General features: G+C 71.4%; 10 protein-coding genes and 1 pseudogene. 7 read left to right on the top strand and 4 right to left on the bottom strand.

Annotation, left to right across the window (positions count from 1 at the left end; all coding sequences use genetic code 11):
- Positions 1-191: 191 nt before the first annotated feature.
- Positions 192-935 carry a hypothetical protein gene (locus IM697_RS04685; protein ID WP_194045014.1) on the bottom strand — a complete coding sequence of 248 codons (744 nt, stop codon included), beginning with the start codon at positions 933-935 and terminating at the stop codon, positions 192-194.
- Between the two features lie 220 nt (positions 936-1,155).
- On the opposite strand from IM697_RS04685, the gene IM697_RS04680 reads away from it, so the two are divergent.
- Entirely contained in the window at positions 1,156-1,320 is a 165-nt protein-coding gene (locus tag IM697_RS04680) for a hypothetical protein (RefSeq protein ID WP_407699605.1), read from the top strand.
- 214 nt (positions 1,321-1,534) lie between these two features.
- The gene (locus IM697_RS04675; RefSeq protein ID WP_194045013.1) at positions 1,535-1,966 is read left to right on the top strand and encodes an SRPBCC family protein; all 432 of its coding nucleotides are present in this window, start codon (positions 1,535-1,537) and stop codon (positions 1,964-1,966) included.
- Positions 1,967-1,984: 18 nt separating this feature from the next.
- On the opposite strand, the gene IM697_RS04670 is transcribed toward IM697_RS04675, so the two are convergent.
- Entirely contained in the window at positions 1,985-2,812 is an 828-nt protein-coding gene (locus IM697_RS04670) for an SAM-dependent methyltransferase (protein WP_194045012.1), read from the bottom strand.
- 172 nt (positions 2,813-2,984) lie between these two features.
- Between IM697_RS04670 and IM697_RS44480 the strand changes: the two are divergent.
- From IM697_RS44480 to IM697_RS04660, 3 genes and pseudogenes are all read left to right on the top strand, one after another.
- A pseudogene (locus tag IM697_RS44480) lies at positions 2,985-3,173 on the top strand (transcriptional regulator); the annotation flags it as partial.
- 140 nt (positions 3,174-3,313) lie between these two features.
- Positions 3,314-3,817: a glutathione peroxidase gene (locus IM697_RS04665; RefSeq protein WP_228044501.1), complete on the top strand. Its 504-nt coding sequence runs from the start codon at positions 3,314-3,316 to the stop codon at positions 3,815-3,817.
- Positions 3,818-3,902: 85 nt separating this feature from the next.
- Positions 3,903-4,754: a MerR family transcriptional regulator gene (locus IM697_RS04660; RefSeq protein WP_194045010.1), complete on the top strand. Its 852-nt coding sequence runs from the start codon at positions 3,903-3,905 to the stop codon at positions 4,752-4,754.
- Between the two features lie 35 nt (positions 4,755-4,789).
- On the opposite strand, the gene IM697_RS04655 is transcribed toward IM697_RS04660, so the two are convergent.
- Together IM697_RS04655 and IM697_RS04650 are read right to left on the bottom strand one after the other, a co-directional pair.
- Positions 4,790-6,652 carry an MFS transporter gene (locus IM697_RS04655; RefSeq protein WP_194045009.1) on the bottom strand — a complete coding sequence of 621 codons (1,863 nt, stop codon included), beginning with the start codon at positions 6,650-6,652 and terminating at the stop codon, positions 4,790-4,792.
- 199 nt (positions 6,653-6,851) lie between these two features.
- Entirely contained in the window at positions 6,852-9,659 is a 2,808-nt protein-coding gene (locus IM697_RS04650; RefSeq protein ID WP_194045007.1) for a D-alanyl-D-alanine carboxypeptidase, read from the bottom strand.
- A gap of 235 nt (positions 9,660-9,894) precedes the next feature.
- Here IM697_RS04650 and IM697_RS04645 point away from each other — a divergent pair, with 235 nt between their 5' ends.
- The gene (locus IM697_RS04645; protein ID WP_194045005.1) at positions 9,895-10,650 is read left to right on the top strand and encodes a GOLPH3/VPS74 family protein; all 756 of its coding nucleotides are present in this window, start codon (positions 9,895-9,897) and stop codon (positions 10,648-10,650) included.
- Between the two features lie 354 nt (positions 10,651-11,004).
- On the top strand, positions 11,005-11,862 hold the full coding sequence (locus IM697_RS04640) for a helix-turn-helix domain-containing protein (protein ID WP_194045003.1): 858 nt from the start codon (positions 11,005-11,007) through the stop codon (positions 11,860-11,862).
- Positions 11,863-12,102 lie beyond the last annotated feature (240 nt).

The following is a 12,102-nucleotide window of genomic DNA, read 5'->3' as shown; positions in this document are numbered from 1 at the left end:
TGAAGCGGAACAATCCAACTGGTCGCCGACTCGCACACGCTGCGCTGTTCGCGACCGTCCGCGGCGCCGGAGCGGCCCTCGGTTCGGCCCTTGTCGGCCTGATCATCTGGTGGGTTCAGAGCAGGTGACGGCCGCCATGAGGGCGGGGCTCAGCAGAAGCTCCGGCCACGTCGACCTCAGAGGTCACCGCGTCAACGCTTCCGTCGGCGTCGGGCCGCGTCCTTGGGAGAGGAGAGCGCGGCCACCCCGACCGCCATCAGGCCGGCCGCCATGTACGCCTCGACCTGGAAGTGCGAGAGCGGCTGATAGACGTCGACGCGGGTGGTCACCGCGACCACGATCGAGCCTCGTGAACGCACGAGTCCCGCCGTCTCCGCGGTCAGCGGGATGTCCAGCCAGTGATGCCGGACCTTGCCGGCCCGGACCGTGATGGAGATCCACTCCCCGTCGATCGAGGCGGACAGCGCCCGCGTCGGGGCGTCCGACTTCAGTGCCTCCAGGCCGCGGTCGAGCCCCAGCTCCTGGAAGAGGTCCACCGTCCACACGCGCCATCCCTCTCCGTCGGAGTCCTGGAGGAGAGCGGACTCATAGGACGGGTTCACCAGGAAGAACGGGATGTCCTCGGAGGACAGGCCGAACGTCATGGCGCTCGGCATGACGAACGTCCCCGCGCGCCATGTGAGGTGCCGGCCCTCGGGTACGGGGCCGAGACGCCCCTCGTGCCAGCCGGGCCGGTGGCAACCTGCGTGATGCAGCGACGCCTGGGCGCGCTCGCCCTCGGCGTAGACCGCGAGCGCGGGCTTCTGCCATCGCCGGAACCGGCTGCCGCAGGTCTGGCAGTCGACCGCCCGTAGCTGGGTGCGCAGGTGGGAAAGGGCGCTCTCGCCGAGTCTGGCCCGGATCTCCGGATCGGTTCGCATCTTGAGGCCTGCCATCGGGCTCTCCTCCTCGCCAGCCCCCGCACGTGCTCGCGCGTGCTCCAGGCGGAACCTAGCGACGCACCGCCGGGACCGGTCCCGCCGCTCAGCGCGTCCGGGGGACACCGCAGGTCAGAGCCCCTCTGTCGGTGCCCAGCGCTCCGGCGCGATACCCGAGAACCTTGACCCCGCACGGCTGTTCCGGCCGCAGGACGGGGAACCGGACGGCGAGCGCCGCGTGTTGGAGGCCCTGCACACCGAACTCGGGCTCTCACTCCCCCGCTTCGCGCTGACCCAGGGCAGACTCCACACCTTCACCACCCGGTCCTGGACCCGGGCGCCACGCGCGGGCGAGGGGTTCGCCTACGCCACCTTCGTACGCCACCGACCGGGACAGCCCTGAGTCTTCTCCCCGCACCCCCTAGGGGGCGCGACGTCGCGCTTCCCGCGACTCTCGACAAAAGCTCGAGGGCATCGGCTACGCGACCCCTCGTGCGCGGTGTGCTGCTCCCGGCCGCCGTGGCCGTGCAACGACGGAACGCACGCGCCGGCCAGGCCCCGGGCGCACACTGGAAACACAAGGGCATGGCTTCATGAGCCGGACGTGGAGGTGGGCCATGAGCACCCTCGAAGAACATGTGGACGTCGGAGTTCCGATCGACCGGGCGTGGGACGGCCTGCACCGGGTGGAGAACTATCCGCGCTTCCTGGCGGGGGTGAGCGAGGCCCGCGCGGAGGGGAGCGGTCGGGCACGGCTGGATGTCGAGGCCGGCGGGCGGGCGCGGGAGGTCGAGGCCGAGGTCTCCGACCGGGCGGGGGAACGTGTGCTGGAGTGGCGGACCACGGGCGATCCCGAGCTGGCGGGATCCTTCTCGCTGCTGGCGATCGACGACGGTCACACCCGGGTCCAGGCGCGGCTGGAGTACGACCCCGGCACGGTCCGGGACACCTTCGGCGGGCCCAAGGGGTTCGCCCAGGCGACCGCGATCGAGCGGCTGGTGCGCGGTGATCTGGAGCAGTTCAAGGAGTACGTGGAACAAGGGAGGTGAACCGGCCCGGAGCGTGACTCAGGGCTTGCGGCCCACCCCGCAGTAGGCGTCGACCGCGGCCGTCGCCGGATCCGTAGGGCCATGGGCGTCGGGGCGCCACTCGGGCACCTGCACGATGCCCGGGTCCACCAGGTCCAGGCCGTCGAAGAAGGCGGCGATCTCGCCGATGCTGCGCACGTGGTACGGCACCGCGCCGCTGGCGTTGTACGCCTCCGACGCGGCGATCATGCCCTCGCTGGTTGCCGTGCTGTCGCTGATCACCAGGTGGCTGCCGGAGGGGAGGCCGGCCAGGAGGCGGCGCACCAGGTCGCGGGCCTGGTCGTGGTCGGCGACATGGCCGAGGGTGTTGAGGATCATCAGGGCGACCGGACGGGAGAGGTCGAGCGTGCCCGCGGCGGCCTCCAGGACGGCCTCTGGGTCGTAGAGGTCGGCGTCCAGGTACGTCGTCATGCCCTCGGGCGTGCTGGTGAGCAGGGCGCTCGCGTGGGCCAGCACGATGGGGTCGTTGTCGACGTACACGATCCGGGCGTCCGGTGCCACGCGCTGGGCCACCTCGTGGGTGTTGTCGGCGGTCGGCAGTCCGGTGCCGATGTCCAGGAACTGCCGGATGCCCGCCTCGCCGGCCAGATGGCGTACGGCTCGGCCCAGGAAGAGGCGGCTGGTGACGGCCACGTCGACCAGGCCCGGGAAGATCTCCTTGATCTCGTCCCCGATCCGCCGGTCGACCTCGTAGTGGTCCTTGCCGCCGACGAAGTAGTTCCAGAAGCGGGCCGAGTGGGGCTTGGAGGTGTCGATCCGGGGCCGTGTCCGGGCGGTGGCGCCGATGGGGGTGTCGGAGTCGGGCACGGTGGCCTCCTGGGGATCGATGCGAAGCGTCGCCGGTGATCAAATCTGCAACCAACCTAGTGAACTCCCCTTGAACACGGGCGAGTTGGCGCGGAAACGACTGACGCACCGTGATGTTTTGGCCATCCCCCGCGCGCCACGCGAAAACCGACCCCGGCCGGGCCCGCGCCCCTTGACCGTCTCCCTCGCCGGGCCGCTGCCCGCCGTACTGGACCGGGGCGACCTGCCCGAGCGGGCGGCCGCGCTGCTCGAGTACGTCTGGACCGAGACCGTACGACCGGACCGGGACCGGCGCCGGCACGTCCTGGAGGCCGACGTGGTCGCGCGGACCGCGCAGGTGAGCCGGGGCGGCTGGGTGTCGTGGGAGGCGGAGGCCAACCGGTACCCGCCCTGGCCTACCCCTGCGCCAGCGCCCCGCTCGGCACCGCGCGTGCCGAGGTGCTCGTGGAGGCGGCGGGGCCGGATCGCGGGCCCTGCATTGGCCGGAGCTAGCATCCGCTCATGACTGCTGACACCAACGCATCTGTCCTCGACGTCGAGATCGACGCCCTCAAGGGCGGCTCCGCGAACCTCTCCCAGTACGCCGGCCAGGCGGTGCTCGTCGTGAACGTCGCCTCCAAGTGCGGCCTCACCCCGCAGTACACCGGCCTGGAGAAGCTCCAGGAGCGCTACGCGGAGCGTGGCTTCACCGTGCTCGGCGTGCCCTGCAACCAGTTCCTCGGCCAGGAGCCGGGCAGCGCCGAGGAGATCGCCGAGTTCTGCTCGGCGACGTATGGCGTGACCTTCCCGATGACCGAGAAGGTCGAGGTGAACGGCGCGGGCCGGCACCCGCTGTACGAGCGGCTCGTCGGGTTCGCGGACGCCGAGGGGCACAGCGGCGACATCCGCTGGAACTTCGAGAAGTTCCTGATCGGCCGCGACGGCACCGTCGTCGCCCGCTTCTCCCCGCAGACCGAGCCGGAGGCCGCGGAGCTCGTGGCCGCCGTCGAGAGCCAGCTGGCGTAGCCGGCGGTTGACCTTGCCCCTGGGGCAGGGCTGAACGTCCTTGTCGCCGGGCGGAACGGTCCGCCCGGCGACGGAGGAGAGGGCCGTGGACGACGAACTGCTGACCATCGGCGCGTTCGCCGCGCGCGCCAGGCTCTCGGCCAAGGCGCTGCGCCTGTACGACCGCCTGGGGCTGCTGGCCCCCGCGCACGTCGACGAGTTCAACGGCTACCGCTACTACCGCGTCGACCAGATCGAACGCGCCCGCCTGGTGGCACTCCTGCGCCAGCTCGACATGCCGCTCGCGCGGGTCGCCGAGGTCGTCGAGGCCCCGGACGGGGCCACGGCCGCCGACCGGCTCACCGCGTACTGGGCGGACGTCGAGGCGCGGGTGGCGGGGCAGCGGGCACTCGCCGAGTACCTCCGTGAACGACTGTCGGGGAGGAGCTCCGAGATGTACGGAAAGTTCGAAGTCGCGACGGTGGACGTGCCCGAGCAGGTGCTGATCACCGAGACGCGCCATGTGCTGGCGGGCGAGCTGCCGGCGTGGATCGGCGCGTCACTGGGCCGGCTGGAGGAGGGGGCACGGGAGTGCGGCGGCATCACCGCGGCACCGTTCGTCGTGTACCACTCCGACGTGTCGATGGAGAGCGACGGACCGGCCGAGTCCTGTGTGCCGGTGGCCGACGAGGCCGCGGCCCGGGCCTGGGTCGAGCGGCAGGGCCGCGCCCGGGACACGAAGGTGCGCGTGGAGCCGGCCCACCGGCTCGCCTACACCCGCATCACCAAGGCCCAGGTCGCCCATCCGCAGATCCTGGCCGCCTTCGAGGCGGTGGAGGAGTGGATCCCGCAGCAGGGGCTGTGGCAGGCCGGCCCGTGCCGCGAGGTGTACTTCGCGGACTGGGAGGCGGCGGGCGCCGAGGACCCGGTGTGCGATGTGGCGTTCCCCGTGAGGTGAGGTGACCGGACCGGCGGCCCCGGCTGCGCCAGGTCTCACCCCTGGCGCAGCTCCTCCGGGCACGGGGTACCGCGCGGCACGTCGTACGGCGCCGCCAGGTGGTACGTGCCGGCCTTCGGGGCCACCAGCATCGTCCACTGGTCGCCGAAGGCGTCCTCCTCGGTCTCCGTCAGACAGCCGTTGACGTTGTCGTACGTCTTCGGCTCGCCGTCGGGGCGGTCCTTGGACGCCTGCGTCTCCTCGGGCGGGTCGAGCTTCTTGCCCTCGGCGTCGACGATGCTCAGCCAGGGCGAGTAGGGGATGCGGATGAGGATGCGGCCCGGCTTGCTCACCCGCATCGTCATCTCGCCCTGCTCGGCCCGGTCCACGACGGCGTTCGGCTCGGCGAGCGGCGCCGGGTTGGTCACCTTGAACAGCTGCCAGTTGGCGTCGCCCCACACCTGCCGCAGATACGGCATGCCGCGCTGCACCAGCTCCCGCTCCCGCTCCGCCGCCGAGGGGTCCGGCTCGTCCTTGGGCAGCACCACGAAGTGCACCGCCCAGCGCTTGAGCCACTCGTGGTAGTTCGCGGAGTTGAGGGTGTCGTCGTAGAAGAGCGGGTTGCGCTTCATGTCGGCCTGGCGATTCCAGCCGCGGGCCAGGTTGTAGTACGGCGCGAGGGCGGCGGCCTCGCGGTGGGAGCGGACCGGTACGACCTCCACCCGGCCCTTCTCGGCGCCGACCTCCTGGAGCTCGTTGACCAGCGGCGCCAGCTCACGCGCCCAGGACGCCTCCGGGGCGGCGTGCATGACGTCGTCGACCGTCTTGTAGCCGATCCAGCCGGCGAAGGTGAGCAGGGCCAGCACGCCCGCGTACCACTTGCGCGAGCGCGGCACCGCGAACGGCAGGGCCGCCACCAGCGTGGTGCCAGCGAACAACATCGCCAGCCGCGTGATGTTGGAGCCGATCTGCGAGCTGATCACCCAGACCAGGACCACGGAGACGCCGTAGACCGCGGCCACCAGCCGGACCGACTTCCACTCCTCGGGCACCAGGAAGAACACGGCGACCGACATCAGCAGCGGCAGGAGCACCGAGCCGATCACCATCGGCTGGGTGCCCGAGAACGGGAACAGCCACGCCGACAGCGCTACCACCGCCGACGGCGCAAGACCCAGCGCCCAGGCGCCCGGCCGCCGCTTCTGCAGGAACAGCGCCACCGCCACGAAGCCCACGAACAGCCCCGCGACCGGCGACGCCATGGTGGCGAGGGCGGCCAGCGGGGCCGCGCACAGCGCCTTCGCCCAGCGCTTGTAGCGCCAGCGGTACGGCCAGCAGTACACGACGGCGACCGCGCCCAGCGCGAACATCGTGCCCAGGCCGAAGGTCACCCGTCCGGAGACCGCGTTGGCGATCAGCCCGAAGACCCCGGCGAGCGCGGCCCACAGCGGGTTCCGCACCGCCCGGCTGCGCAGCAGGATCAGCGTCAGCAGGCCCGCGGAGACGGTCCCCGCGATCATCATCGTGGTACGGACGCCGAGGACCGACATCAGATACGGCGACACCACGCTGTACGACACCGGGTGCATACCGCCGTACCAGGCCAGGTTGTAGGCCGAGTCGGGGTGCCGGCCGACGAACTCGGCCCAGGCGTCCTGGGCCGCGAGATCGCCGCCGCTGCTTGCGAACGTGAAGAACCAGATGACGTGGAGCAGCCCGGCCAGCGCCGTGACGGACAGCACCGGGTGCCGCAGGAGACGCTCACGCACGGTGTGGACGGCGGCCTTCAGACGGGAGGGCGGTCCTTCCTCCATACGGCTTCGATCGTCTCCCGAACGCGGCGCGGGCACGCGTATTCGCGGACCGGCTCCTCGTCCCGGATCGGCGTCGTCGGCGCGTGTCGGCTCCGCAGTGGCCACTTGTGAGGCACTCCCCGTACTGTCCCGTCTTCTGCTGTTCTGGCCGCGTCCCGTTTCCCGCGTGTTGCCGGCCCAGACCCTGAAGGTTCTCCGGCCGCGCCTTGTGAGCGACGACCTGCCCGTTTCGTGACGCTAGCACGCAGCCCGCCGACGGGCGCCGTCGGCGGGCTGCGGTGCGGCCTCTCGCGTTGCCTCCGGGTCAGCCGATGCGGGTCAGCTTGTCCGTGAAGCCCGGTTCGGTGAGTTCCGTCTGGAGGGCGACCGGAATCTTCACCGCGCCGCTGGTGCCGTCACCGACGGTGAGCGTGCCCACCTGGGTGCCGGCCTTCGCGGTGTGCGGCACCTCGTCGGAGGCGAAGGTCAGCTTCACCTTCAGGCCGGACCAGCCGACCGCCTTGACGTCCTTGGTGGCGACGACCGCGGTGCGGCCGCCGAGACCGTCGTCCACGTACCCGACGACGTCGCCCTTCTTCAGGATGGTCGCCGACTGCAGGGCGTCCTGGGCGGCGCGGATGAGCTGGTCGCCGCCGGTGAGGGCGGCGCTGAGGATGGTGTTGTCCGTGCCGCCGGCGGGCTGGCGGACGACGGCGCCGACGATGGTGCGGGTCTCGCCGCCGATCTCCTTCTTCGCGGCGAACACCAGGTTGCCGAGGGCGGAGGTGGTGGTGCCGGTCTTGATGCCGACGACGTTGTTGCGGCCGACGAGCTGGTTCCAGTTGGAGTGGTTGACGCCCTTGTAGTCGTCGTACGACATCATCGCGGCGACCTCGCGGAAGGCGGGCTGCTTCATCGCCGCCTTGGCCAGCTTCACCTGGTCCACGGCCGTGCTGACGGTGGTGTTGTTCAGGCCGGAGGGGTCGGTGTACGTCGTGTTCGTCATGCCGAGGTCCTCGGCGGCGGCGTTCATCTTCTCGACGAACGCCTTCTCCGAACCGGCGTCCCAGCGGGCCAGCAGACGGGCCACGTTGTTCGCGGATGCGATGAGGATGCTCTCCAGGGCCTCGCGCTGGGTGATCCTGTCGCCCTTGGTCACGTCGACGGTCGACTCCTGGCCGGCGTCCGCCTGGTCCTCGGCGGCCTGATCGATCTCGATCTTCGGACCCTCGGCGCCGCTCTTGAGGGCGTGGTCGCGCAGGATGACGTACGCGGTCATGACCTTGGCGACGCTGGCGATCGGGACGGGCTTCTGGTCGCCGGAGGAGCCGAAGGTGCCGATGCCGTCGACGTCGAGCGCGGCCTGGCCCGCGGCGGGCCAGGGGATGTCGATCTTGCCGCCCTCGAAGGTGTAGGTGTCCTTCGCGGTGAGGTCGAGGGTGGGGGTCGGGAGCGGGCGCACCGACTGCACGACCGCGAAGACGATCGCGAGCAGCACCGCCAGGGGCGTCCAGATCTTGATCCGCCGGATGACGGTCCGCACGGCGGTGTCCGGGGGCGGCGGGGTGTTCGTCAGCTCGGCGAGCAGGTCGAGCGGCGGCTTGGGCGGCAGCGGCTGCTGCGTGGTCCGCTCGGGGCCGATCTGGGGCACGGCGGCGGTGACGTCGGGCGTGGGGCCCTGCGGGGTCTGCGGCGCCTGCGGTGCCTGCGGCGCATTGGGCGGCGCCGTGTCCTCGCGGATGTCGGGCTTGAGCGCGACGAACTTGCTGGTGCGCTCGGCGGGGGCCTCGGCGTCGGGCCTGGGGGCCTTCAGCATGGTGGTCGGCTGATCGACGGCGGGCTTGGCGGGCGGCCGTACCGCCTTGAAGACGGCGGTGGCCTGATCGACGGCCTCGGCTCCGCCTTCGCCCGCCGAGGATTTCCCACCCGCACCACCCGTGCGACTCTCGTCGCCGGGTGCGGGTGGCCCCTGTGGGGGGTCAACACCGTCGGCGGGTGCGGGTGCGTCCTGGGGGGCGCCCTCGGTGTCGCCGGGGGCGGGTGCCCCCTGCGGGGCTCCGTCGCCGTCGGCGGGTGCGTCCGCGGTGCCGCCGGAGGCGGATGTCCCCTGCGGGGCGTCCTCGCCCTCGCCCCGGGCCGTCTCGCCGTCGCCGCGTGCGGGTGAACCCCGTCGGGCTTCCTCGGCGTCAGCGGCGGCGGGTGCCGGCTGCGGGGCGTCCTCGCCATCGTCGGCTGTGGGTGCCTCCTGCCGGGCCCCATCGGCGTCGGCGGGGGTCGTGGCTTCGCCCGTGTCGGTGGGCTCGGCGGACGCGTCCTCCCCTGCGGCGCTGGTGGCGTCCGAGTCGGCGGGCTCGGTGGCCGTGTCGTCGTCCGCGGCGCTCTTCGGGGCCTCGTCCTGGTCCGCGTCGGTGCGACCGGCGTTCGTGCCCGCGTCGGGGCCGGTCTCGTCGGTGTCGGCTGCCTCGGCGGCCTGGTCTATGCCGGCGCCGGCGTCCTCGGGGGCCGCGTCGGCATCGGACGTGGACGCCTCGGTGGGCTCGGCCGGGTCGTCGTCGGTGCCGGAGGGCGCCGTAGCACTCTCCTCGGCCACACCTTCGGTGCCGGAGGGCGCCGTAGCACTCTCCTCGGTCACGGCGTCGGTGTCGGCGTCGGTGTCGGTGTCGGAGGGTGCCTCAGCGCTCTTCTCCTCGTCGGACCCGTCCGTGTCCGCGGAGGCCACCCACGCCGCCACCGCCGCCTTCAGGCGGTCGTCACTCGACGTGGCCTCGGGGTCGTTCCTGCTCGACTCGGCCACGTCGTCGCTCTCCGTCTCGGCGCCGTCCTCGGCGTCCGTCCGCGCCTGCGCACCCTCGCTGCTCTCGGCCACAGCCTTCGTCTGCCCGGCGCCGGCGTTCGCATGCCCGGCGGCGTCCATCCGCGCCCGTACCGCCTCCAGTTCGCCCCGGGACAGCACGCGCGTCGCCGTGTCGACGCCGCCCCGCGATGTCTCCCGCGCCACCGCAAGGCGTGGGTCGCCCTTGGGTTCGGGGGTGGGATCTGGAACCGGAACCGCGCTCCCCGACGTCGGTTCTGCCGACGACTCGCGCTGCTTCGACCTGTCGGGGGACTCGCCCGCCACCGATGCCTCCTCCATGTGCCGCACGCCCTCCGTGCGTCTGCCGAACCGTGAGCCGTCGCCCGGACACCGTGCCCGCACGACCCCCCGTGCCGCTGCCCGAACCATGTACCAGTGTCCTGTGCGCGGCCCTCAACTCATGCGGTAGACGAGAACGACATACCTACCGGTTCCCTCACGAACCGGTCACGCACCCTCGACAGACCAATGTGAGAGGGGTCACCCTGTCATTCATCCACGCGGGGAGGCATGGATGGGCAGGAGCCGCAGAACACTTCCGGAGGAGCTTCTGCTGCTGGCACTGGACCCGGCCACGGGTACCACTGCACAGCCGCAGTCGCTCGACCTCGGTCTGGCCGGAGCACAGCTAGTGGAGCTGGCGCTGGCCGGACGGATAGCCCCTGACGGGGATCGTATCGCCGTGGTCGTACCACGGCCGACTGGAGATCCGACATTGGACTGCGCGTTGGAGTTGCTGCGAAGGCGCGGCGCTCCGGTGCGTGCCGTCCACTGGATCGGCGGGCCCCGGCTGGGGCTTCGCCAGACCTATCTCTCACATCTGGAGAGGTGCGGCATGGTGCACGCCGTCGCCGGTCAGATGTGCGGAGTGTTGCCGACGACTCGTTACCAGGCGACGGACAACGCCATCAGCCGGGAGATCAGGGCCCGGCTGGATTCCGCGATCCGCACCGGCGTACCGCCGGACCCACGGACCGCGGCACTCGCCGCCCTGGCGCACGCGGTCGGCCTCGGCAAGCACCTGTATCCGGGGAACGAGGGGCGGTCCTCTCGGTCCCGGTTGCGGGATCTGATCAGGCACGACCCCATGGGCGGTCTCGTCGCGCACGCCGTGATGGACGTCCAGAACGGCGCGGCGGCCCAGCCGCGTCGCAGCCCGGCCCCGGCCGGCCGCCAGGCCGCCGCCGGAGGCAGGGCCGCAGCGGAACCCGCCCGTGGGGTTCCGGCCCAGCCGCGTCGCGGATCCATGGCGCGAGTCGTGGCCCACTGAGCCGCAGTCCCACGGCCCGCGGCAACAGGATCCGGCGCGCACGCAGCACGCGCGCCGGCTGCTCGACCCGCACCACACGCACCACACGCACGCCACGCACAGCGCCGCACCGCAGTCACCGAGACCGGTACGGGAGCCGCTGGTCCGCGCGGGGTGACGGGACCGTACGTCCGGACGACGACACCGGTCCCGCCGCCCCGCGCGGCGGCATGTGCCCGGGCAGACGCCGAACTGGCGGGTATCCAGCGCATATCCACCGTTTCCCAGCGGTAGTAAGCACCTTGGTGGCAGTCTGCTCAACAGCAGATACGCAAAGTTGCAATCACAAGGCAGGCAGCCGGAGGTGCGCGTCCCGTGGCGTCCAATGTCAATCCCACCGTCAGGCGACGCCGGCTGGGCCAGGAGCTGCGCCGGCTCCGCGAGCTCAAGGGCATGACGGCCGAGGAGGTGGCCGAGCGGCTGCTGGTGTCGCAGTCGAAGATCAGCCGGCTGGAGAACGGGCGGCGCAGCATCAGCCAGCGCGACGTACGCGATCTGTGCGGGGTCTACGAGGTGGAGGACCACCGGATCGTGGATTCGCTGATGCAGATGGCCAAGGACAGCCGCCAGCAGGGGTGGTGGCATTCGTTCGGCGATATCCCGTACAGCGTCTATATCGGGCTGGAGACCGATGCCGCGAGTCTGCGGGTGTACGACCCGCAGGTCGTTCCCGGGCTGTTGCAGACCCCGCAGTACGCGCAGGCCCTGATCGCCGGGGCGTTGCCGGAGACGGCGCAGGGCGAGATCGAGAAGCGGGTCCAGGTGCGCATGCGCCGACAGGAACGAATCTCCACCGCGGAGAACCCGCTGCGCCTGTGGACCGTCATGGACGAGGCGGCCCTGCGCCGGGTCGTCGGCAACCGCTCCCTGATGCGCGACCAGTTGGAACAGCTCGTCGAGCAGTCCCAGTTGCCGCATGTCACCGTGCAGGTGATCCCCTTCGACATGGGCGCGCACCCGGGCCTCAACGGCCAGTACGCGATCCTGGAGTTCCCGGACGCGGCCGACTCCAGCGTCGTCTACATCGAGGGTGTCACCAGCGACCTGTACCTGGAGAAGGCCAACGACGTCCAGAAGTACAGCGTGATGTACGAGCACCTGCGGGCGCAGGCCCTGAACGTGGACCAGTCACGCCAGTTCATCGCGGACATCGCCAAGGAGTACGCGCGCTGAGCGCGCACTGAGCCGCCCGTCCCGACCAGGAAGCGCCGCACGGTACACCGTCTCCCGGTCGGAATGGAAGAGTCCTCTGGAATATGCACCCACCCGAGTGAATAGTCGCTTCGTCAGCCGATGTTGGCGAGTAGCGTCGATCACGCCATCCAGCAAGACAGGTTGGCGTGAATCGTGCCGCGGGATCCGGTCCGGACGCGCGGGGCGGTGACAGCAACTCAACATCTGGCAATTCGGAGC

The sequence above is a fragment of the Streptomyces ferrugineus genome (assembly GCF_015160855.1).
Taxonomy (GTDB): Bacteria; Actinomycetota; Actinomycetes; order Streptomycetales; family Streptomycetaceae; genus Streptomyces; species Streptomyces ferrugineus.
Note: the sequence above shows the minus strand (reverse complement) of the source record. Positions and strands in the feature narration are given on the sequence as shown.

Excerpts from the sequence above, each read along its gene's own strand:
- IM697_RS04650 (WP_194045007.1), bottom strand. The coding sequence starts at position 9,659 with ATGGAGGAGGCATCGGTGGCGGGCGAGTCCCCCGACAGGTCGAAGCAG.
- IM697_RS04685 (WP_194045014.1), bottom strand. The coding sequence starts at position 935 with ATGGCAGGCCTCAAGATGCGAACCGATCCGGAGATCCGGGCCAGACTC.
- IM697_RS04665 (WP_228044501.1), top strand. The coding sequence starts at position 3,314 with ATGACTGCTGACACCAACGCATCTGTCCTCGACGTCGAGATCGACGCC.
- IM697_RS04645 (WP_194045005.1), top strand. The coding sequence starts at position 9,895 with ATGGGCAGGAGCCGCAGAACACTTCCGGAGGAGCTTCTGCTGCTGGCA.
- IM697_RS04675 (WP_194045013.1), top strand. The coding sequence starts at position 1,535 with ATGAGCACCCTCGAAGAACATGTGGACGTCGGAGTTCCGATCGACCGG.